General features: G+C 48.0%; 21 protein-coding genes. 9 read left to right on the top strand and 12 right to left on the bottom strand.

Annotation, left to right across the window (positions count from 1 at the left end):
• Positions 1-317: 317 nt before the first annotated feature.
• From B3K91_RS08175 to B3K91_RS08190, 4 genes are all read left to right on the top strand, one after another.
• Positions 318-1,043 carry a TetR/AcrR family transcriptional regulator gene (locus B3K91_RS08175; protein WP_214079751.1) on the top strand — a complete coding sequence of 242 codons (726 nt, stop codon included), beginning with the start codon at positions 318-320 and terminating at the stop codon, positions 1,041-1,043.
• Positions 1,044-1,156: 113 nt separating this feature from the next.
• Positions 1,157-3,769, top strand: a complete 2,613-nt coding sequence (locus tag B3K91_RS08180; RefSeq protein ID WP_214060254.1) for a calcium-translocating P-type ATPase, PMCA-type — start codon at positions 1,157-1,159, stop codon at positions 3,767-3,769.
• A 48-nt stretch (positions 3,770-3,817) separates the two neighbouring features.
• Positions 3,818-4,360 (top strand): hypothetical protein, encoded by a 543-nt coding sequence (locus B3K91_RS08185; protein WP_214060255.1) that lies wholly within the window; start codon positions 3,818-3,820, stop codon positions 4,358-4,360.
• Positions 4,357-4,620: a hypothetical protein gene (locus tag B3K91_RS08190; protein ID WP_214060256.1), complete on the top strand. Its 264-nt coding sequence runs from the start codon at positions 4,357-4,359 to the stop codon at positions 4,618-4,620. Before B3K91_RS08185 ends, B3K91_RS08190 begins: the two co-directional genes overlap by 4 nt.
• A 65-nt stretch (positions 4,621-4,685) precedes the next feature.
• On the opposite strand, the gene B3K91_RS08195 is transcribed toward B3K91_RS08190, so the two are convergent.
• From B3K91_RS08195 to B3K91_RS08240, 10 genes are all read right to left on the bottom strand, one after another.
• On the bottom strand, positions 4,686-5,354 hold the full coding sequence (locus B3K91_RS08195; RefSeq protein ID WP_292593465.1) for an NAD(P)H-dependent oxidoreductase: 669 nt from the start codon (positions 5,352-5,354) through the stop codon (positions 4,686-4,688).
• Positions 5,335-5,883 carry a flavodoxin family protein gene (locus tag B3K91_RS08200; protein ID WP_292588922.1) on the bottom strand — a complete coding sequence of 183 codons (549 nt, stop codon included), beginning with the start codon at positions 5,881-5,883 and terminating at the stop codon, positions 5,335-5,337. Before B3K91_RS08200 ends, B3K91_RS08195 begins: the two co-directional genes overlap by 20 nt.
• Complete coding sequence (locus tag B3K91_RS08205) at positions 5,883-6,944, bottom strand: Gfo/Idh/MocA family protein (protein ID WP_214078645.1); 1,062 nt, start codon at positions 6,942-6,944, stop codon at positions 5,883-5,885. Before B3K91_RS08205 ends, B3K91_RS08200 begins: the two co-directional genes overlap by 1 nt.
• Positions 6,941-7,747, bottom strand: a complete 807-nt coding sequence (locus B3K91_RS08210; protein ID WP_214061550.1) for a sugar phosphate isomerase/epimerase family protein — start codon at positions 7,745-7,747, stop codon at positions 6,941-6,943. The genes B3K91_RS08205 and B3K91_RS08210 overlap by 4 nt, the downstream gene beginning before the upstream one ends.
• A gap of 473 nt (positions 7,748-8,220) precedes the next feature.
• Entirely contained in the window at positions 8,221-9,276 is a 1,056-nt protein-coding gene (locus B3K91_RS08215) for a zinc-dependent alcohol dehydrogenase (RefSeq protein ID WP_292594596.1), read from the bottom strand.
• A gap of 222 nt (positions 9,277-9,498) precedes the next feature.
• Entirely contained in the window at positions 9,499-10,326 is an 828-nt protein-coding gene (locus B3K91_RS08220; protein WP_292593467.1) for a carbohydrate ABC transporter permease, read from the bottom strand.
• The gene (locus B3K91_RS08225) at positions 10,319-11,206 is read right to left on the bottom strand and encodes a carbohydrate ABC transporter permease (RefSeq protein WP_292594599.1); all 888 of its coding nucleotides are present in this window, start codon (positions 11,204-11,206) and stop codon (positions 10,319-10,321) included. Before B3K91_RS08225 ends, B3K91_RS08220 begins: the two co-directional genes overlap by 8 nt.
• 53 nt (positions 11,207-11,259) lie before the next feature.
• Positions 11,260-12,540 (bottom strand): ABC transporter substrate-binding protein, encoded by a 1,281-nt coding sequence (locus B3K91_RS08230; RefSeq protein WP_292593469.1) that lies wholly within the window; start codon positions 12,538-12,540, stop codon positions 11,260-11,262.
• A 21-nt stretch (positions 12,541-12,561) separates the two neighbouring features.
• On the bottom strand, positions 12,562-13,350 hold the full coding sequence (locus B3K91_RS08235; protein WP_292593470.1) for a nucleoside phosphorylase: 789 nt from the start codon (positions 13,348-13,350) through the stop codon (positions 12,562-12,564).
• Positions 13,351-13,359: 9 nt separating this feature from the next.
• Positions 13,360-14,103: a GntR family transcriptional regulator gene (locus B3K91_RS08240; protein ID WP_292593471.1), complete on the bottom strand. Its 744-nt coding sequence runs from the start codon at positions 14,101-14,103 to the stop codon at positions 13,360-13,362.
• A gap of 610 nt (positions 14,104-14,713) precedes the next feature.
• Between B3K91_RS08240 and B3K91_RS08245 the strand changes: the two genes are divergently transcribed.
• Genes B3K91_RS08245 through B3K91_RS08265 form a run of 5 tightly spaced genes read left to right on the top strand, consistent with a single transcriptional unit; the run spans position 14,714 to position 20,557 of the window.
• The gene (locus B3K91_RS08245; RefSeq protein ID WP_292594603.1) at positions 14,714-15,880 is read left to right on the top strand and encodes an ROK family transcriptional regulator; all 1,167 of its coding nucleotides are present in this window, start codon (positions 14,714-14,716) and stop codon (positions 15,878-15,880) included.
• 29 nt (positions 15,881-15,909) lie between these two features.
• Positions 15,910-16,836 carry a sugar ABC transporter substrate-binding protein gene (locus tag B3K91_RS08250; RefSeq protein ID WP_214060977.1) on the top strand — a complete coding sequence of 309 codons (927 nt, stop codon included), beginning with the start codon at positions 15,910-15,912 and terminating at the stop codon, positions 16,834-16,836.
• A gap of 24 nt (positions 16,837-16,860) precedes the next feature.
• Complete coding sequence (locus tag B3K91_RS08255; RefSeq protein WP_292594606.1) at positions 16,861-18,072, top strand: hypothetical protein; 1,212 nt, start codon at positions 16,861-16,863, stop codon at positions 18,070-18,072.
• On the top strand, positions 18,065-19,606 hold the full coding sequence (locus B3K91_RS08260) for a sugar ABC transporter ATP-binding protein (RefSeq protein ID WP_292588931.1): 1,542 nt from the start codon (positions 18,065-18,067) through the stop codon (positions 19,604-19,606). The genes B3K91_RS08255 and B3K91_RS08260 overlap by 8 nt, the downstream gene beginning before the upstream one ends.
• Positions 19,607-20,557 carry an ABC transporter permease gene (locus tag B3K91_RS08265; RefSeq protein WP_292594609.1) on the top strand — a complete coding sequence of 317 codons (951 nt, stop codon included), beginning with the start codon at positions 19,607-19,609 and terminating at the stop codon, positions 20,555-20,557.
• A gap of 83 nt (positions 20,558-20,640) precedes the next feature.
• On the opposite strand, the gene B3K91_RS08270 is transcribed toward B3K91_RS08265, so the two are convergent.
• Both B3K91_RS08270 and B3K91_RS08275 read right to left on the bottom strand, forming a co-directional pair.
• Positions 20,641-21,309 carry a P-II family nitrogen regulator gene (locus tag B3K91_RS08270; RefSeq protein WP_292588934.1) on the bottom strand — a complete coding sequence of 223 codons (669 nt, stop codon included), beginning with the start codon at positions 21,307-21,309 and terminating at the stop codon, positions 20,641-20,643.
• Positions 21,302-22,792 (bottom strand): DUF1538 domain-containing protein, encoded by a 1,491-nt coding sequence (locus B3K91_RS08275; RefSeq protein WP_214061049.1) that lies wholly within the window; start codon positions 22,790-22,792, stop codon positions 21,302-21,304. Before B3K91_RS08275 ends, B3K91_RS08270 begins: the two co-directional genes overlap by 8 nt.
• Positions 22,793-22,867 lie beyond the last annotated feature (75 nt).

A 22,867-nucleotide genomic window follows, 5' to 3' on the forward strand; every position in this document is an offset into this window, starting at 1 on the left:
CTGCCAAGGGGGAAGAAGCATACTGTGATTTCTTTTTAGCTCCTTAACTTATGGGTAATGATAAGCCCTCAAGGGAGGATTCAAGATCAAGATCATCAGGAGCCAAATACGAATTCGCGCAAGAATCAGCATATTTATGGCATTTGACTCCCTGAGTTATGGATAATGATAAGATTTCTAAGAGCTGAGGTGGCCCATTCTTTTAGTGGTAGTCTCGTTTTCTTCAATCAATTTTCCCAGTCACTTTTCCATCTATTGACAGTCAGCAATAACGGTATATAATCTATTTGACTAACCGGTTAGTCAGGAGGTTGAAATTGAAATCCTCAGATGTCAACGAGGCTCGAGAAAGAATAATAAAATCATCGATTGCGTTGTTTTCTCAAAAGGGATTTCACGCCACAACTGCAAGCGAGATAGCAGAAGCTGCGGGCGTAACCAAAGGTCTCATATACTATTACTTCAATAGTAAGGAAGAGATTCTTAGCCACATCGTGGATTCTCTGCTAAAAGACGCGACGACGATAGCGATGGACTTCGTTCAGGCAAGCATTATCCAGATGATAAGAGATGGCGACCTAGATATAGAGCATGACAGGATGAAGTTCATCGATGAAGATTCGGTTGCGCGTTTCGTGAAGAGGTCGCTCTTCTATTACGACAGGATACTCGATTATCTAATTGAGAACAGGCTAATTCTGAGAATATTGATGTACGAATCCTTGAAAGAAAGCAAACACCACGACGACCTCTTCAGATTGCTTGATCTCACAAGAGATACCGAGGACAACCAGATTTTCAAATCGATTTCCGAGGCAGATAGCGACTTCAACTACTCGTCAGAAATGACGCTTTTCAAATTCTTCTTCTCGATAATTCCGCTTGTAACCTTTGCGGCTTACTACGACGACCTCAAAAAGAAGAGTCTGATGAGTGATGAAGAGTTGCGCAATTCGTTTTTACAATCATTTCGAGTTGTTCTCTCTTCTCTGATAAAAGGGACCGAGATTTCGCTGAGGACAGGAAATCTTGGTCAATCGTGATCGGAGCTCGCCAGCGAGAAGTTTTCACGAAGCTTTCTGGTGGGACTTCCTAGTTTTGAGACGATTCTCATCTGGAATGGATAATTAGATAAATGAAAATCGTGGAGGATACTATGACTTGGCATTTCATTGAGACAAAAGCAGTTACCGAACAACTTGAAGTCGATCCAGAAATAGGCCTTAGCTTTTCTGAAGCGGAAGAACGTCTGGGCAAATACGGCGAAAACATTCTCCGCGAGGAGAAAAAGAAGACGAATCTTGAACGCTTTGTAGAGCAGTTCAAGGACGTTATGATAATCATTCTGATTGCCGCCGCGGCGATTTCGTTTCTTGTCTCGATCTTCGAAAAGGAAGGGTTCTTTGAGCCAGTCTTGATTATGCTTATTGTTATCTTGAACGCTGTTATCGGTGTAATACAGGAGAGCAAGGCAGAGAAGGCTCTGGATGCCCTGAAAAAGCTTTCCTCGCCAAACGCCAGGGTAATCCGTGACGGAGAACAGAAGTTGATTCAAGCATCGAAGCTGGTGCCGGGAGATATTATCCTAATTGAGGCCGGTGATTTTGTTCCTGCCGACGCGAGAATCATTGAAAGTGCGAGTTTGAAGGTCGACGAGTCTGCCCTGACCGGTGAATCGGTCCCCTCCGAGAAATCGGCAGATGCAATCGTTAAGGAAGAGGCCTCTATCGGTGATAGACACAACATGGTTTTCTCGGGATGCGGCGTCAGCTATGGAAGAGGGAAGGGCGTCGTCGTTGAGACTGGAATGAAGACAGAAATGGGAAAGATCGCAGGCCTGCTTTCAGGAGAAGAAGACACTCAGACTCCTCTTCAACATAGACTGTCCGTTCTTGGGAAGTATCTCGGTATCGCCGCTCTTATCGCCTGTGCAGTGATTTTTCTTGTCGGGCTTATTGAAGGTATTCCAATAATGGAGATCTTCATGATCTCTGTTTCGCTCGCGGTTTCAGCGATTCCGGAAGGGCTCCCGGCGATTGTGACCGTTGTGCTTGCCATTGGAGTCCAACGAATGGTGAAGAGAAACGCTATTATTCGGAAGCTGCCCGCCGTGGAGACTCTCGGAAGCGCTACGGTGATCTGTTCAGATAAGACGGGAACTCTCACACAGAATAAAATGACCCTGGTCAAGGCCTTTTCGGCTTCTTCGTCAGTTACTGAGGAGATCAGCGATGATAACTCGTCTGAAATAAGGGACCTCTTGCTGTACGCAACGCTTTGTTCTGACGGGAGAGTCGTTATTGAGGATGGAGAAGAGAAGCACATCGGTGACCCGACTGAGACCTCTATAGTGCTGGCAGCCATGAGGAATGGGATCCTAAAAGATGAGATAGAGAAGAAGTATCCGAGACTGGCCGAGATACCGTTCGATTCTGAACGGAAAATGATGACAACTATTAACGACATCGATGGAAAAAACGTGGTAATTGTAAAAGGCGCAATAGATTCAGTTTCCACAAGATGCACATCCGGAGATGTTCAAAAGGGTAGAGAGATCGCGGAGGAAATGGGTAGCAGCGCGCTTCGAGTTCTTGCCGTCGCCTCCAAAGAGATCCAGAAGATTCCTGCGACCCTCGATCCAGCTGAGATTGAGAGTGGTCTTACGTTCCTCGGTCTCGTAGGTATGATTGATCCAGCGCGTCCCGAGGCGAAAGAGTCCGTAAGACTGTGCCGGCAGGCAGGGATCAGGCCGGTGATGATCACCGGCGATCACAAACTCACGGCTGCGGCCATTGCCAGAGAAGTCGGCATCTTGCTTGATGGAGATGAAATTGTATCCGGAATTGAGCTGTCAAAAATGTCTGATGATGAACTGGACAGGAGGGTAAGAAATATCTCGGTCTATGCAAGAGTGTCGCCGTCAGACAAAATCAGGATCGTTCATGCATTGCAAAAGCAGGGTGAAGTCGTTGCAATGACGGGGGACGGGGTGAACGACGCTCCAGCTCTAAAAGCTGCCGATATCGGATGCGCGATGGGAATAACCGGAACAGATGTTGCGAAGAGCGCGGCCGACATGACCCTTACCGACGACAATTTCGCGACGATTGTACACGCCGTTAAGGAAGGCCGCGGCATATACGACAATATCAGAAAAGTGGTCGGTTTCCTTCTGGGAACAAACATTGGAGAGATACTTACAGTCTTCACCGCCATGATGATCTGGAGAGAAGCCCCGCTGATATCTGCACAACTGCTCTGGATAAACCTAGTGACAGACAGCCTGCCAGCGATCGCGCTCGGCATGGAGCCAGTAGAAAAAGATGTCATGAATAGAAAGCCTAAACCTAAGAATGAAGGCATTTTTGCCGGGGGACTGGGACTTCAGGTTCTTCTTCAAGGAGCTATGTTTGCAATTCTCACTTTGATTGGCTTTGCGATTGGCTGGAAGAGCACCGGAGATGTTATCGCGGGAAGAACCATGGCCTTTGTGATTCTTTCTTTGACTCAGATCTTTCACTCGTTTAATATGCGGTCAAGTCACTCGCTGTTCAGAATCGGGATCCTTTCAAACAAAGTGCTATTTCTTGCTGTGTTGACTTCGTTTACGATGGTGGCTGCCGTTGTTTTCATCTCTCCTTTCGCCACAATTTTCGGATTGGCTCAACTGGAGACACCGATGTACGTTCTGGCTCTCCTTCTCTCGCTGGTGCCTATTCCCGTAATTGAGGTTGCGAAGTTGATTGGACTGATTCGCCACAAGCATTGACAGAATGAAAGTAAGGCAGCTGCCTGTATCTGGGTCGGCTTTGCTCTCATGTTTCTTCGCGCGACTCTGAACTACTGTGACAGCGAGTCGCCAGTCGATTCTCTTGTCCATATGGTTGCAATCGCGGGCTGGGACGATTTCATATCGATTGCAGGTCCGCCCGTGCCGAGAGCGTGGCTTATAGGAGACAGCTTGAGTGAAGATCTCCATGACGGAGAGTATCTCTGGATTTCTTACTATGACACGGTCTTTCTCAAGGAAAATAGCTATGCGGTAAGTTTTGTCGCGGCCAGCGGTGAAGGATACGATCGAATGAGCTATCAATCCAGTGAAGGAGCCCTTTCAGAACCGGTGACAAAGTCGTCAATGTACAAGAGCCATGGCTACAGTTCTTTGAATTTTGATTCTTGGGGAAGTTCCCGTTTCATTGCCAGAGAAGACGGTTCTATCAAAACTGTTGGCCTCATACTGCCAATAAAGAAGAATCTATCAAGATCGAGATCTACGAAGCCCGGAATGAGGATGAGAACAGATTCTCTGGACTGGTGCTTTCAGACGAGGTTCTGGTTGAAGAGAGAGGATACCATGTGATTGATCTCAGTCTAGAGTTGCCGCTTGTGCGAGAAGAGGACTTCGTTGTGGTCCCAGGCTTCTTTTATAGCCCAGAGTTCAAGAGGGAACAAGTAGTCTCTGTAGTTAGTGATGAAAGACCTGCAGAGCTTGTGAAGACTTATCGAGCTTCCTCCAGTGATGCCGAAGGATTTGAAGAATGGATCGATTACGGAGAGATATATGAAAACTCGGTCCAGTTTGTTCAGGCAATTATGAGAAGCCTGGACCGAGCTTCCTGATTTCCTTCACAACTTGGGTCGCTCTACAGAATTCAGTAGTATAAGGGAATGCAGGAGATTCGTTTCTATTCTTCGTAAGGTCTGTCATTCCTTCTTTTGTAAACCCCGTTCGCCTTAAGTTGTCTGTTCCAGTATTTATCGAAAATGCCGGCCGGGGAAAGGGCAAGAGCGATCGCTTTGGCAGCCAATGGTATTCTCTCTGGATGAGCGATTTTTCCGAGAAGATCTTTGTCCAGCTTACCGGTCTTGCCATAGATCTCTCCGAGCTCCCGATATCTCTGAAGTACCTCTGAATCTTCAGATAGAAATCTCGCTCCTTCCATCCCTCCCCTGCTGATGCATCCCCCATAGTCTGCTCCAAGTCTTCCAGCAAGCTTCTGCAGGTATCTTTCGACAAATCTCAGATTCAGAGTCTCAGGAAAACCGCACTGAATGGAAAACAAGAACTCTTTTCCCGATAACTTCCCTTTCAAATTGTATAAGGACTCGAACAGCTCCATCACCAAGCCCGGCATGCTGTCGACATACAAGGGGAAGGCGAAGAGGACCTTATCGGCAACGGCGATTTTTTCTGTCACATCGGAGAGGATCGCATGCTCTTCGATCAGGTTCAGAACTTCCAGCTGTAGATTGTTCTGGAGAGAGGCTTTTATTCCCCTCAAGAAGTGATTCGCAATTACGAGTGAGTTGCTCCTGGTTCCTCTAGGCGATCCATTAATGATTAGTAATCGCATATGCGACCTCCTCAGGCGGCTTCTCATCGGAATCGAAGAATACAAGACTGGTTGCCATCTCAATTGCCACCCGTTCATAGATTGCCCGAACTATTTCCAGATCCTCTTTGTCTGTATCGATTTCTTTCTCGATCAGGACACCCAGGAGCGGGTAAGTCTTGTAGCGCTTCTTGTGGTGGATTTCGCCGGCTCTTATGGTGAAATAAGGATGGACGATCGGGATCATCTTGTCGATCGCTTTCTTAAGAATCGATGTGGTGAAGCCAAGAATGAGCGGTGAGGCAAAGATAAGCAGATCGGAATTCACTGCGGCCCGTCTGATTTTGACTGTGTCATCTGGAACGATGCATTCTCCAGGAGTTTCGACCCAGCATCCAAAACATCCCATGCATTGCTTGATCTCCAAATCTCTCAATTTGAAGTATTGAATCTCGTTCTTCATCTTTGAAAGAAATTCGACAAGCTTTTCAAGGTACTCTTCAAAAGTGCCGCTATCCTCAAAAGCTCCGTTCAGAATTGTGATCTTCATTATATTAAGCCCCTTTCAAATATCACAGCCGAACCACTTTCAGCCGATTCATAAAAAGCGTCGAGGAGGCTCTGAAGGAGATATGCCTGTTCAGGAGTGGGTAATTCAGAACTCCCTTCCCTGCAGCGATCGAAAAATGCTCCTAACGATCTCATATAGCAGTTGTCATCTTCTACAAAGGGAAGAGAAATATCTGCCAGCTCGCCGTGAATCTCAGTGAACACTTCGGGCGGAAAGACTGTGGCGCCCGCCCTGTCGCCGAAGATCTGAAGATTCACGTTGGAACGATCCTTCATGTTCAACGCGAAAGCTGTTTTCAGAATCAATGACGCTCCGTTCGTGAATTTCACGAACCCAAATGCCGAATCTTCGACTTTGAATTTACCCGGGTCCCAGCTGCCCATCAATCCGACACCCTTTTTGTTGCCTATCTTGCAGTAGGTGCTGGCCGTCACGCTATCGGGCTGGGGGAAGCCCATCATGAAGAGGGCGAGATCGAGCATGTGCACTCCGATATCCATCAGGGGTCCTCCGCCCTGCAATTCCTTGCTCGAGAAGGAACCCCAGCCGGGTACTCCGCGCCGTCTCAAGAAGTTCCCCTCGCAATGATAGACTTCTCCAAGATCGCCGTTATCAACGAACTTCTTGATCGCGATTGCCTCTCTTCTGTACCGGTAGTTGAAGTTGAAAGAGAGAATCCTTCCGGACTTTCTCGAAGCGACCATCATCCGACGGACCTCTTCCTTGTTCATAGCAGGGGGTTTCTCACAGAAAACATGGCAACCTGTCCTGAGTGCGGTTACTGTGGCCGCCGCATGAAATCTATTCGGCGTACAGACGAGTGCTGCATCCGGCTCGAGAGTCGAAAGCATCTCCTCGTAATCGTGGAAAGCCCGTTCTACGCCGAATTTCATCGCCAGTCTTTCGGCTCTCTCCGGCACAATGTCTGCAATCCCTACAAGATCCAATTCTTCCCTCATTGATGAGAGAATGGGCAAGTGTGTAACCTCTACTATCTGACCTGCACCGACTATCGCAACCCGGAGTCTGTCGTTTCTCATGTATCAGAGTTCCCTACAATGCTTCTTATGAAGCAACAGGATTCTCTATATCTCTCGATCGGGTCGTCTCCAGTAACCCTGCATTCAAAGACCACGTTACCGCCATAATCGATTTCCGAAAGTGCTGAAAAGAAATAACCGAAATCAAGATGGGCCTGGCCCGGTTGATATCGGTTGCTGTCGGCGATATGTACGTGAGCAATAAACTCCTTGTTCTGCACAATGCTTTTACGAAGATCGGCCTCCTCGATATTCATATGGAAGGCGTCGGCAGTCAACCTTACACTAGAGAACCCCCCCTCTTCGATCAACTTTGCGGCTGAGCCAAGCGTGTTCAGCATGTGATCTTCATATCTGTTTAGCGGCTCGAGATAGATAAGTGTAGCCGTGTCTTTGGCCAGTGAATTCAGCCTCTCCAGAGAGTCAAGAAGGACGGCAGTGTCTTCCGAGTCCGATCTTGGAGGAACCATCGGAGGAAGCCTTTTCGAGAACATTCCCCAGGCTGCAGGCACTACTATGCCTTTGCCGCCGACGTCAGCCAGTGCTTGCAGGATCTCTCCGATATCCTTTATTGCTTGAGATCTCCTCTCGCTCGAGAAATCGCCTATCCAGCCGCGGTAACCTCCGCATGCGCTTGCAACGGGAACGCCGGTGGAACGAACGGCCGCCTTCACTTCGGCGAGCTCTTCGATCAAGAGCCTTCCATCTATTTCGAAGCCGTCAAATCCCAGCTTATACACAAAACTTAGTTTCTCCTCCATTCTTGAAGGAAAGAACTCCTTGTCTTGAGTGATCAGCTTCATATATTCCTCCTTTCAAAAGTTCGTCAATAGCCGCAGATTGATGAAGTCTTGCTGATCTAACTATATGTACAACTGGCTGTTCGTTTTCTCTTGGGAGCAAGCCGTATACACATCTTCTCTGAAGTTCGATCATTTCCTTCCCCGGTTCACAAATCGCTCCTCATTGTGCATATAGCCAGCTGTATCTCTTGAAATGCGTTTCCAATCGTGTGTCCCGTTCATAATAGAACAGCCTCGTTTTCTGATCAGATCACCGGGATTTTCCGGCAAGTCCGCCTTCTCTGACTACGATTATACAAANNCAGTCTCTCAGTCTTCAGTGACTCACACCCTCAGCTACTGCTCGCTCTAATCCATCGAGAGAGAGTTTATAGTCAAGACCGCTAGAGGCCAACCACAGAATTTGCGCATGAGACAAGAGGCTGGAACATTACTGCCGATCAACTTCCTGACTTTTGGATGATCATGAACCTTCAAAAAGCCACTCCGAGCTTGACGCTCAGTTCGGGATTTTTGTCGACGTACTTGCAGTAGGCTTCGGCGGACTCTTCAAAGCTGACGACGGGGTTAACGATTTCATCGCCGCGAAGAGAACCGTTGCATATCATCTCCCAGCAGACTCTTTCAACCCTCTTTCTGTTCCACCTCGGATAGTCGGGTCCCGGTTCACTTGCCGCACGGGAGAAGATCAACCGCCCATAGTTGTAATGGGCTTCACGCCCAAAATTGATGCCGCCGAGAAACTCCTTTGCCCAGGCAACGTACGAAATTGTTCCCCCGTGTGCAAGACCTCTGAGGCCCGACTGCAGAGCAGAAGGAGCTCCGCTTGTCTCGATTATGCAGTCTGCACCGGTCTGAAGAGTGAGCCTCTTGATCTCAAGTCCAACATCGCAAGCTTTTGGATCTAGAACAAAATCTGCACCTGAGCTCAGCGCAACCTCCCGCCTGACTTCAATAGGATCGACCGCTATCACCGGGCTTGCCCCGATCTTCTTCGCGAGTTGGACCGCCAGCAGTCCTATGGCTCCAAGTCCAATTACTGCAACATGGTCACCCGGCCTCACATTCCCGTCTCTGATCCCGGACAGAGCAAACTGAGCTGGATCATAGCACACGGCGCTCTTCCAGGAGACGGCCTCGGGAACTCTCAACAGACGGTGATTGCCAACGGCGTTGACAATTTGAGTCTCGCGAATTCCTCCGTAAGAACAGACTATCTCACCAACACTATAGTCCCTCACATCCACACCCTTTACAACGATTCTACCTACCCACATATTGCCGAGATTCCAGGAACCGAACTCAACCCCCTTTCCATGATCCGGAGATCGAGGAACTAAGAGCTTCCAATCGTCATCGTAACGTTCGTTTATAAGCGGGCTATCGCCTCTGAAATCAGCTATCTCCGAACCGTGCTTTGGAGAAGCGAACTCGACTTCGACCATAACCTCGTTCGCCGCTATCTTCCTGTCCCTGTATTCAACAATCGCCGCCTTTCCTGGCGCAGTTGCAACAAGCATTCTTGGCATTTCCCCTTACCCCCTGTTCAAAAACTGTTTTCCCGTTTCGATTATTATCCCATACGATAAACTACATGCTTCGGTTCTTGAAGACAATTCCATGAATTGAAGAATCGTAAGTGTCTTTGGGGAGATAGCGAAAGTATTGAATTTGCTGAGCGTAGCGATCAGCTTATGGTTTTTTCCAGCTGCTTCTTTTGGACTGCAACCTGCCAATCCTAAATCCAGGCTTTACTTAGAACTTCCCATTGTAAGGCCCCGAACGAGGTCGTTTTGCACAAGGAGACCGAAAACGATCATAGGGAGTACGGTGATTATTGCCGCTGCGCTCATTACACCCCATTCAATATTTCTTTCGCTAACGAACATGTTGACCAGAACGGGTAGAGGTCTGGTGTCTCTGCCTGTAAGAACTAGGGCAAACAGAAACTCGTTCCAGGCGATGAGGGCGCATAGTATGGACGTGGCCGAGAGTCCGGGCATGACAAGGGGGAGTACAACTCTCCTCAAAGACTGAAATCGCGTGCACCCATCTATCATGGCAGCTTCTTCAAGAGAATTGGGGATCTCCTGAAAGAAACCGCGCATCATCCAGATCGCGAATGGGACGCTGAAAAATGAAAGCGCCAGTACGATAGGGAGGTAAGTGTTTGATATTCCTAGATATCTTGCGATCATGAAGAAGGGCAGAACCATGACAATCGGCGGCGTCATTCTCGCCAGCAGGACGACGAAAGCGATAGTGTTTGCATGTTTCCAGTCAAACCTTGCCAGAGCATAAGCCGCAGGCACCCCAAGAAAAAGCGCTATGACTGTCGAGAAAAACGTTATCATAACACTGTTGATCAGAGAACGGACAAACTCGGAATTTCCGAAGAACTTCGCGTAATTCTGGAAGGTGATACGTGCTGGAACCCACTTGGGTGGCATCGAGAACTGGTCGGCCTCAAATTTGAAAGAGGAAAGCAGTATCCACGCCAGTGGTACCAGAGTCCAGATTAGCGCCATAGCTATGACCACAAAAACCACTATTCTGGTGAAAGGTTTCTTCCTAAGCATAGTTCTTTCCACCGCCTATTATCTTCATGTAGAGTATTGTGAAGACTACCGCTATGCCGAAAGTAAGCATGTTAATCGCCGAAGAAAAGCCGACGTTATACGCCTGAAAGGCAGTTCTGTAACCGTAGAAGGCGAGAGTTTCCGTAGCAGTTCCGGGACCTCCGCCTGTCATAATAAATACGATGTCGAAGACACGCAGAGATGTGAGGGTCCTTATTACCACTGCGACCAGTATAGAAGGCCTGAGAAGCGGCAGCGTTATGTAATGGAATCTCTGAAGGGAACTTGCTCCATCCACGAATGCCGCTTCATACGGTTCGTAAGGGATTGATTTGAGCCCTGCAAGCAAGACGAGAGTCACAAATGGAATGTACTCCCACGCATCTGCAACAATCAATACAGGCATCGCCGCAGAAGGATTTGATAGAAGGGGTTTTTCGACAAGTCCTCCAAGCCCGAGCTGTCTCAATATATGAATAATTGGTCCGTAGTCACTGTTTAGAACAAAGCGCCAGACATACCCCACAACGACGGGAGCGATCATGAATGGAACGAGCAAGACCGACTGAACAATCTTCCAGCCTTTGAATTCCGTATCCAGGGCAAGAGCTATGCACAGCCCCGCAATCAGCTCTATTAAGACCGCCCCCAGAACAAAGTAGAAGGTCCTTCCCACAGTGTCCAGCGTGAAAGGGTCGGTGAATAGCCTGACGTAATTGCTGAAGCCCGCCGCTCTTATGCCCAGATCCGGCCTGAGCAGATTCCACCGCAGAAAGGACATCACGATAGTATAGGTCAGTGGTATCATGAAGATTATGACTATAAAAACCATTGAAGGAAGAATATACCAATAACCTCTAGATCTACGTCTCGACTTCATTTGATCACCTACCACAGAAAATGCCGGGCCTTTCGACCCGGCTCCGTATCAAATCAATAGTAGCCTCCGTCTCTCATAAGTCTGTCAACTTCCTTGACTGCGTCATTCAAAGCCTGTTCGGCAGTTTTCGTTCCCGCCAAGAATTCCGAGACGGCCGGAGCTATTATGCCGCTCACAATGCTTCCGCCTTCGGGAATCAAAGGTACCATAGGCGTCGGGATGCAGTTTTCCATAGCGGCAGCGAAATCGCCGATCCATGGGAACGACTCTACGAGCTCCGGACTGTTTAGAGCAGAGAACCGTGCGGGTATGTTGCCAGTGGGAGCTGCTTCAACCTCGTTCTGCGTCTCCGTTACATAAAGTAACCACTCCAATGCCGCTTCCTTGTCCGGAGCGGCACTGCTGACCGAGAACCCCCAGGAAATGTAGAGCATCGGAAGCTTCTCTCCCAGTTTCTCTTCCGGTCTCGGGAATCCAACGAAACCGCCTTTGCCGACTACAGACGACCTCGATTCATCTTCGACGTAGAACATTCCAGTCGTCCAGACCTCTGCCATTGCGCTCCGGCCACTTATGAATTCGTTCAGGGCTTCCTGGAAGTCATAGTTCATTGCAGCGGGATTGGCGAACTGGAACATGTACTTCACTTCTTCCAGAGCCTCGATGCCGGCTTCGGAGTTGAAGATCGGGCGCATGTTCAAATCGAGCAATGCTCCGCCTTTTGCCCACAGCCTCTGCATGAAGTGGGTTGCAAGAAAGATGCTTCTTCTTCCCATGAGAGTCACCCCGTAAAGATCAGGCGGCCTGTTGAAAAACTCTGCGACATCTCTGTATTGCTCTAAAGTCTGCGGCGGCTGAAGTTCGTAGCCGTATTTGGCAATGAAATTAGCCTTTTCAGTCGGGTCTTCGAAAAGGTCCTTCCGGTAGATTATTCCTCCGAGTTCGTTCATGTAGGGCACGATGTACGTCTTTCCATTCAGCTTCGCGTTTCTTATTCCCGGAATATCCGACTCGTTGATCTTCTCGTATCCGGGAATATCGCTGATCGGATAGATGTACTTCCCAATCGAAAGAGCCGGGTACCAGAGCATAGAAATGTAAGGTACGTCTATCTCTACCCTTCCGGAAGTGTACCCGAGCATTAGTTGATCAAGGTAATTTGCATAAGGAAACTGCTGAATCTCCACTTCGATTCCGGTCTCTTTTGTAAACCCCTCCATTCTGGTCTTCCAGGCGTCTGTGTGAATTCCAACCTCGCTTGAGAGCTGAAGCGGAACCGCGAAACATGAAACAGTCAAGAGAACAACAAGAAAAAGCAGAAATCTGTTTCTCATAGAATCCCCTCCCTTCGGTCGTTATACAAGATCTTCGCTGTACATCTTCTCTATTGCAGTCAAGGTTATTTCGATCGCATCTTTCACTGAGTCTTCGATTTGGTCTCTCCTCGGATTTTTAACGGAAAGATCAACCTTTGAGCCGGCAGATTGCCTGTATCTGTTTGCATAGCATACACCTATGAATCCAGCCTTCACGCCACGCAGGTAAGAGATCACAAATAGCGCCGAAGCCTCCATTTCGAGTGAAACTACCCTTCTTCTGCTCCAGCTCTGGAAATATTCGGGATCGCGTTTGTAGAAGCAGGAATGGGTCCAGTTGATTCCCGTAATGATCTCTCTTCCAAGAGTTCTTGCCGAAGCCGTCAGGGATGAGTAGACATCTGGAGAAGGCACTGCGGGAAAATTCGCCGGGACGTAGTAGTTCGAGGCTCCATCGTCACGTACGCAACCATACGGCACAACGATGTCCCCCTCATTTACGTACTCTTGCAGTCCGGCTACGCTGCCGATCCTTATCAGCACCCTCGCCCCCACATTGATAAGCTCTTCATATGCAATACTTGCTGAAGGGCCACCCATGCCGGTAGAAGTAACGGAGACCGGTTTGCCGTTGAACTCACCTGTATAGGTGATAAGACCTCTGTTTTCCGCAATCTTTTTTGTGTTGCTAAGTCTACTGACAATCTTCTCAACTCTTCCCTGATCTCCCGGAACGATAACTACTGGCGCTATGTCTCCCGCCTGGCACTCGATGTGATACTGAAGCTTTCCTTCAAGTCCGACTGGCTCTCTGTAATCCTCCATCATTATGTCACCTCAAATCTTCTTTCTGAGAACGTGTATTCTGAACACCGCCGTGTTTATGAAATCCTCCGAGTAGAGCATGGGAACGTTCTTGATATCCCTGTGAACTTCCTTCAGCAGCACTATTGATGAACCCGACCTCATTTGGAGCAGTCCGGCCAACTCTTCGTCGACAAGTCTCGATTCTATTTCGGCAATTGCGTATCTGATTGGATCCTTGAAGTTTTCTTCCAGAAGATCAAATAGAACCAGTTCCTTAGCCTTCCTTCCCTCAAGCGTCTTTAACAGGGCTTCGGTTTTTCCGGGAATCCTCTCGGATGCTATGTAAGTTCTTGCAAATATTGCCGGGATGCCGTCGGCCGCATATACTCTCTCTGTAAGCACAAGGCTCTCGTTTTCAGGCATCTCCAGCTTTTCTGCCAGCCTTTCATCGGCCTTGACTTCGCGAAATTTGTCATAGATGAGCTCGGGATTCTTTCCCGAGCTGGAGATGATTCTCGTCAGACCTCTCAAGTATTCAATCCCCGTATGAACAAGGCCGCTGTCTTTCACAACAAAGGTTCCGAGACCCTGCCTTCTTACGACAAGGCCGTCCTTTTCCAGCGCCGTTATTACTTCTCTTAGAACGGTCTTGCTTGCACCGTAATCCTCGCAGAGCCTCTCTATTGAAGGAAGCTGCGCCCCGTCGCTCATCTTCTGGACTTCTCTCTCTATTTGCGAATATATGATCTCGTAAAGTGATTTTCTTCTTGCCATGAATTAGATTTACCTCCAGTAATTTTAGTCATCATACGTATTATGTATGATGTATTATGAGTATACTAAATCTGCTCTTCATTTCAGTACTGAACTGTTGGCGATATCGACCGATTTCAATTGTCCAGGAGTGATTATTTGGATTGTTCTTATCTTCAGGCATTATTGCAGCCACAATGAAGAGCTTTTGAGTTCGGCCTTCGATTCACAGCAGAATCATTCTCTCAAAGAGCCGTTCTTGTGTCCATTGAAATACAAGACCCACGCACTTTCATCTGAAGGAACATGGGTTGACGAAGATTTGCAGGAAGAAGGTGGGATTGTTTTAGAGTATGGAGAAATCATCTCTAACATTTTTACCACTCGACTACGGTTCAAGAGAGAAGAGTGAAAGTGATTAGTAGTCAAATCCTGCTTGTAGGATCCGCGCCGTCGAGCCGGCTTGCCCTTTGGCATTGACGCTTCAAGGACTATAATTCAATTGAATTAGTTAGTAGTTTTTATTTACCAACTTGAATGATGTCCTTCTGGTGTTTTCTGTAAGCGATCTCCCGGTTGTCAGCAAAGAATCGGCGGAGAAGAGGATGAAGGAAGGAAGCGGGAGGAAGAAGTGGTATCGAAACTTACTGAGATCAGAACGAGCGAAATTCTGAGGATAATTAGAGAAAAGAAGAGTACTTCTCGAGTCCAGATAGCGAAACTGACCGGGCTTAGCAAACCGACTATCTCTTCAATTGTCAACGACCTGGTTGAAGAGGGAGTTGTTAGAGAGAATGGGCTCGGACAGAGCAAATCTTCCGGTGGCAGGAAACCTATAAATATCTCTTTCGCAAAAGACTACAGAAACGTACTCAGTGTTGACATAGGCGGAACTAAGAGTATCTTCGCGTTGATCGATCTCGACGGAAATATCTTAAAACGCGACACTATTGCCACTGACCTTCTTCGCACCGAAAGGGGTCTGGTAGATGAGTTGAATGAGAGGCTCGAGAGTTACATAGAGGGAGTCGGAAAAGAGAAGGTGCTGGGAATCTCTTTAGGCATTCCCGGTACGGTAGACAGGGCTACGCAGAAGATAAAATACATGCCCTCCTTCGACATCGGCGATCTTGATCTCAAGACTCCGGTCGAGAAGAAGTTCGGTATTTCGACGCTGATCGAAAACGATGTTACACTTGCCGCCTTCGGAGAGTCATGGATCGGTTCTGCAAAGGAGTACAATGATGTGATTCTGGTTTCGATTGGAACCGGTATCGGCTCAGGTATTGTCATAAATGATTCGGTTTACAGAGGATGCGTCGGTGGAGCCGGTGAAATCGGCGAATTTGTCACCGACTGGTCTACAGAATCAAAGATGAATACGGGATTTGGAAGACTCGAACAGTGGTTTTCGGGATATGCGCTAGAGTCTTTCTCCAGGAAAAACGGCTGGGAGTTAAGCGTAAAGGACCTATTCGAGAAGATGGACTCCGATGAGAGAATCCTCAAAAGAATTGTGGGAGGCTGCGAACATCTTGCACTTGCATTTGCCAATGCAATTATGCTTCTCGATCCGGCAAGACTTCTGATAGGAGGTGGTATTGGCTTCAATCAGTATGACCGGATTTTTCCGATAATCGACAGCACTCTGAGGAAGGTTCTTCCGGAAGAGCTTTACAGACCTGATCTACTTGTCAGAGCGGCTCTTGAGCCTTACAGTGTTGTCATTGGCGGAGCTTATTTTGCTCAGAAAGAGTTGCTACTTAAAGAGGTTCTAGGGGGAACTTCGGGATTTTGAACGGCAGGAAACTACAAGAGGAGGTACTTATGAGAAAGATTACTGTTCTACTGGCTTTGATCTTCGTTCTAATGGCAGGAATTCTATTTGGGACGGACGTTGCAGTTTTGCTTCCCGGAACCGTTGAATTCTTCAGCGTCCAGAGAGTAGGGTTGGATGCGGCCGCTAAGGAGTTTGGACTGAACCTGATCTATGCGGACGCAGAATGGGATGCAGGCAAGCAACTGTCTCAGGTTGAGAACTTCATTGCAAGAGGTGTAGATCTCGTGCTACTTTGCGCGGCGGATAACATGGCCCTTCGAACGGCGGTAACTCGCTGCAACGAAGCCGGAATTCCATTGATAACATTCACAAACAGCATCGGAACAGATCCTGAAGGCAAGTATCCGGGTGTCATTAGCCACATAGGTCGTTCTGAGATAGGATCAGGCGTTGTCCAGGCAGAATTTGTCGAGAAGCTCTTTGGGAACGCCGACATCGACATAATTCTTATAGAAGGTAATCCCGGTACAACTGCCCAGAGAATGAGAGAAGAGGGTTTTCTCTCCGTTGCTGAAAGAAATCCTTCCTGGAGCATAATTGAGAAGCGCCCTATCGACGGCTGGACAAAGGAAGGAACGCTTGCGTTCATGGAAGCTTTCCTCCAGAGCGGCAGAAATGTCGACGTCATTGCCTGCCAGTGGTGGTCGGGAGCCATTGCGGCATCGATGGCGCTCAAGGAGAGAGGAATCACCGACGTAGTGGTTTTGGGCCTGGAGTATGCTAAAGAGCTCGTTCCTTACATCGAAGCCGGAGACGTTTACGCTTCCACGTACTTCTCGGTTATTGAAGAAGGCTACAAAGCTGTCGAGGCCGCCCATCTATACCTGACCGGCCAGGAAGTGCCGAAATTCGTCGAGATCCAGCAGGTAATGGTCACAAAGGATAACGTGGGCGATTTCGAACCGGAAATGTAAGAGAAATACGACAGGAGGTCGCTGATGTCTGAAGCAGGTAAGATCAATATCCTCTCACAGCTGTTCTTTAACGAGGAGCTGTCCAGGGATAATTCAGGAAGCCTTACAGAGAAACTTTCGAAGGCAAAGAAGGCAGGGCTTGAGAAGCTCATTATCTGGTCGATCCGGCCCGAAAATCTTTCCCCGCTTGTCTCGATTTGCAGAGACGTCGGGGTCTCTCCGCATCTCTGGTATCCTATGCTGGCAGACACGCCAGTAGATTTCGATACGGACGCCTTCAAGATCGTCAGAACGATAGATAGCGGCCGGTCGGAGATACTGGAATCCCAAAAGGCCGGCGGTGAGGAGTTTGAATTTCTTTGCCCCAACAAGGTAAGTCGGGAGGAGGCCTTTCTAAGCCGCTTCGAAGAAATCCTTGGCCTTGCCGACTTCGACGGTGTCTTTCTCGACAGGATCCGTTTTCCTTCGCCGGCCAACGGGATAGGAGAGATGCTTACCTGCTTCTGCGACACCTGCAAAGAGAGATCAAGTGCAACGGGTTCAGCCTTTGAGGAGGCAATTCGCGGTTTTTTAAGAAAGCTCGGTTCGAAGAGGGGAATGGACGAAGTACTGGAAACTCTCAAAGAGTTTTACAGAATTACCGGGGAATTTCTCGAGTTCAGAAAGTCATTGGTGCTCCAGCTGCTAACTTCATATTCAGACAGGGCGAAAAACCTGGGCCTTGAAGTGGGCGTGGATCTTTTCTCCCCTTCTCTTAGAAATATCGTTTCGCAGGATTACGAGAGAATATCCAGGCATGTGGATTGGATGAAGCCGATGATTTACTGCAAAACAATGGGGCCGGCCGGACTTCCGATGGAACTTCTCTCTCTGGCGCAAATTCTCGTGGATCACGCCTTGCGGCTTTCGGAGAGAGAAGCGCTTGAAATCATCGGAGAGCTGACCGGCCTTCTTTTGCCTGAAAGCTTTGAAGAAATAAGAATGAGGGGCATCGATCAGAAGAACTATGAACTCGAGCTGAATAAGATCGATCAGATGAATCTCAATCCGGTAACCAGGATCTTCCCCGGATTTGAGGCGATCAATCTTCCCCCTGTATGTTCGGTCGGTCTGGAGGAAGTCGGGAATTATGTAGAGGCAACTCTTAGAAAAGGCAATGACGGGTTTGTTCTCTCCTGGGATATAAGGCACATAAGCGATAAGATTCTCGAGTATGTGGGTGATTTAGTTGAATAGAGATACTGTGGGTTCTAGACTCATTCTCGAAGTTAAGGAGATATCGAAGAGCTTTCCCGGTGTTCAGGCTCTTGACAGGGTAGACATGGACGTGAGAGAGGGGGAGGTCCACGCTCTTCTGGGAGAGAACGGATCGGGAAAGTCGACGCTCACAAAATGCATTGTCGGAGCTTATCAGAAGGATTCCGGGACTATTCTATACGACGGGAAGGAAACAAGCTTCTCATCTCCAACGGAATCTTTCAGGAAGGGAATAAGTGTTATCTATCAGGAGAGGAGCCTCATTCCCAAATTCACTGTCGAGCAGAACATATTCCTCGGTGACGAGATGCAGGTCTCGGGCCTGCTTTCAGAGAAGAATATGAGAAAGAGATTTCACAGCCTTTGTGAATCGTATGGATTTGATCTCTCACCGGACGAGAAGATATTCAGGCTCGGGGTGGCACAGCAGAAGGTTGTGGAAATCATGAAGGCACTTTCCAGGAATTCGAGGGTGGTGATTATGGACGAGCCGACGGCCTCGCTTTCGAAGGAAGAGTCGGATCATCTCTTCAAGATTATCTCGCAACTTAAAAGCAAGGGAATCTCGATTCTGTATATCACCCATATTCTGGAAGAGGTCTTCAGAATTACAGATAGAATTACAGTCCTAAGAGACGGCAGGAAGGTCTCCACTCTGAATACTGCTGAAACTGACAGAGAAGAAATCGTCAATTTAATGGTCGGTGAAGTCTTTCATGATATCGAAGATATTTCGAGCTCCGCAAACTACGACCTACCACCCGTCATATCTGTGAAGAACGTTCGAAAGTTGCCTAGAGTAAGGGATATCTCATTTGAAGTCTATCCTGGTGAAGTGCTTGGAATTACCGGTCTCACCGGCTCGGGAAAAACGGAGCTGGCCAGGGCGATTTTCGGCGCCGAGAAAGCAGACAGCGGCGAGATAACTGTCGAGGGCAAGAGAGTGAATCTAAGCTCGCCGGTAGATGCCATAAATGCAGGGATAGCGCTGATCCCAGAAGACAGGAAATCCGACGGCCTCATAATGCTTTTCGAGGTCTTCAAGAATATTACTCTCCCTGCGATAGGCGATTTCACTGTGACGCCCGGATTGATCCTGACAAAGAGAGAGTATGTTAAGGCGAATGAATACAGGGAAAGGCTTAATATCCGGCTTGCTTCGATACATCAGCAGACGAAGTTCCTCAGCGGAGGCAACCAGCAGAAAGTCGTAATCGCAAAGTGGCTGCTGACCAGCCCAAAATTGCTGATCATGGACGAGGCGACACAGGGAATCGATGTGAAGGCAAAGAGTGAGATCTACTCGATTGTGAGAGAGCTTGCCGAGAACGGCTTCTCCGTTATCTTCATTTCCTCGGAAGTGCCGGAAGTTCAGAGAGTATCCGACAGAATCCTTGTAATTGCAGATGGAGAGGTCGTGGGAGAGTTCAAACGCGGAGCTCGCCAGGGCGAGATCCTGAAGAAGGCATTGAGCGGAAAACAAGAGCATCTAGATAATCAGGTGGTGAGTTGAATGTCAGGATCCGCTGTTAAGTCGAGGTTGGCAAGCTTTCTGGGAAAGTACAAAATCATCATAGCATTCTTTGTGTTGGCGCTGGTCATCTCGCTTATGACACCCAACTTTCTGTCTTGGAGAAATATCATAAACATATTCAGGCAGAGCTCGATAATCGGTATAATGGCTATCGGTTCCACCTTTGTCATTATCGGCGGCGGGTTCGACATCTCGGTCGGCTCACTACTGGCTCTTTCCGCCGCAATGGCGGTTGGACTGCAATCTTCTATGCACTGGTTCCTCGCCGTGATTGTTGTTCTGCTTGTTGGTGCCGCCTTTGGAGCGGTAAATGGATTCCTTAGCTCGAAAATCCATATCCCGCCGATCATTGCCACTCTGGGAACAATGACGATCATAAGAGGGATCGTTTATATGTATACGGGCGGCTATCCTCTTTATGTCGACTCAGAAGGGTTTGCTTTCATCGGCAACGGCTACATAGGGCCGATTCCCTTTCCAATAATTCTGCTGCTGATTCTGGTAGCTCTCGGTCAGTTCATTCTTGTCAAGACGAAATTCGGTCGATACTCCTGTGCCATTGGCGGCAACAAAGAGGCGGCCAGACTCTCAGGAATCAAAGTCGACTTCTACATGACCCTGACCTTCGTTGCCGGAGGTGTAATGGCTGCAATGTCAGGAATCGTCTACGCCTCAAGGCTGCTTTCAGTTACACCTCTTGCCGGCCAGGGCTATGAGCTGGATGCGATAGCTTCTGCGGTAATAGGCGGTACAAGTGTGTCTGGGGGAGAAGGTTCAGTCGTGAGAACTCTCATCGGGGCGTTGTTGCTGACGATGATAACCAATGCGTTCAACCTGATTGGGATAGATCTTTATGTTCAATACGTATTCAAAGGACTTGTAATTCTGGCAGCGGTTGGATTCGATTCATTCTACAAGGCCCGTGGCTAGAAGAATCAGCAAATAGGGTTGACCCAAAGATGAACGTACAGGCTTTCAGGAGATCGCCTCTTCATTGCATGGTTTATCTGTCTCTACTTGAGGAGGCCATAGGCATCGGCCACATTTTGAATGAAAAGGATTCCCTTACCCGGTTCATCAATTCTTAGCTTCTCTCTTATCTTGTTCACTATTGTCTGTGTCAACTCCTTTTCGGAGACGATCATGACGATCTCCTTTTCGGGTTCGATCTCCATTGCAAACAACGTGCTTCTTTCGTGAACACCGGATCCTCTCGCGTTAATTACCGTTCCACCTTTCGAACCCATCTCGGTAGCAGCATCTATAACTTCTTCTGCCTTTCCCCTATCAACTATTACTGTAATCAAGTGATACATAATCTCTTTTTCACCTCTTCCTTCTTGGAGCGAATTGCATCCCAGCTCTTTTGATCCTTCTACTTCGCGTATGTCTACAGTGAAAGCGATTCCGTGGTTCGGGCGATCTAGCATCATATCTCTGTTAAGAGCTTCAAGCGCGCTCTTGGCAGTCTCATTGTCTGCAACTATCAAGACTATTTCCTTTCGGATTTCGTACAGTGCGAAGAAATTCAATAATCCACTTTTTACAGTGCCCCTTCCCAGCAGAATAGTGCCTCCATTTGTACCGTTTGCCCTTGCAATTCTCAAGACTTCGCTTCCTTTGCCGAAGTTAACGATTACATACACCAGCTTGTAGGGACTGAGATTCTCATTACTAGCCACTTGACTCAACACCTCTTTTTCTTGTCTTCATCTTGTATATCAACCCCAATATCTGTAGAGCGATAATGGGTGTCATTGCGACCATAGATATGAGACCGAAAGCGTCAACGAGCACGTTCGCGCCTTCTATTTTACTCGCGGCGCCCTGGGCGAAAGCGAGTACGAATGTACCTGTCATCGGTCCGGAGGCAACACCTCCCGCATCGAAAGCAATTCCGACAAAGAGCTTAGGCGAAAGAAACGACAGCACTATGGAGATGACATAGCCGGGCAGAAGAAAATGCCAGAGCTGAACCGCCGGCACAGCTATCCTAATCATTGAAAGAGCCACTGCCAGACTAACACCGGCCGAAAGGGCGAAAAGCACTATTCTTCTCTTAACGGCACCGCTGGTCACATCTTCAATTTGATGAGTCAGAACGTGAACCGAAGGCTCTGCAAGGATTGTGACAAGACCCAGAATCAAACCAACTAGAACTAAGATCGACTTGTTTCCCATTGAGGCTATTCCGTATCCGATTTCTCTACCAACATCCATGAAGCCTCCGTTGACACCAACGAGAAAGACCACCATGCCCACAAAAGTGAACAGAAGTCCGACAGTAATTTGTCTGATCATCCTCTTTGAAAGTCTAAATGAGCTGAACTGAAGCAGCAAGAAGGCCAGCAGTATTGGAAGCAGTGAAAGAAGAACATCTCTTGCGATCATTGGCATCAAACCAAAGAAGTGACCGAGAATCGCGGAAGATTCCGATGCTGAATAATCAGGGGCAACTTCCATAATGTTGTTAGTGGAAACTATTCCGACGAGGAGCACAGAGATAATTGCTCCTGCGGAGGCAATTCCCAGGAGTCCAAAACTATCGTTCTCTGAAGATCTACTATCTCTTTTGAGGACTGAGATACCGGCTGCAAGTGCAAGAATGAATGGAACGGTCATTGCGCCTGTTGTAGCTCCGGAAGCGTCGAAAGAGATCGCAAGGGATTCTCTCGAAGAAAAGAGAGAAAGGATGAGTATTACCCCGTACGATACTGTCATAAGCTTGTTGAGGGCGACATTGAAGACGATTCTTATGAGTCCGAGTGAGAGAAATACTGCAATACCAACCGATGCGGTTATAACAACACTCCAGCTAGATAATATGCCTGAAGAAACAAGCTCAACCTGAAGCGCGTGTATATGCAGTGCAGGTTCAGCTATGGATATGAAGAAGCCAAGTACAAGACCTGCAACAGCTACTATCCAGAGCTTGTTCTTCTTCGCTATGAAGGTACCCATGAAATTGCCGATAGGGCTAATCCCTATGCTTACTCCAAAAAGAAACGCTGACAACCCGACAACAATCAAGAAGGAGCCAATTACAAACCTTATTATTAGTAACCAACTCAACGAGACGAACAGGAAATTCAGTGCAAGAACCAGCACGGTAATCGGGAGAACGGCCAGCAGTACTTCCTTAGACTTCTCGAGAAGCAGGTTCAAAGCTCTGCTCACCTCTTCTCAGCGATCCGCACTCTCTTTGAAGATGGATAACCTCTCCAATTTGAAGTTCTTTCT

It is taken from the genome of Mesotoga sp. UBA5847 (assembly GCF_002432735.1).
Lineage (GTDB): Bacteria > Thermotogota > Thermotogae > Petrotogales > Kosmotogaceae > Mesotoga.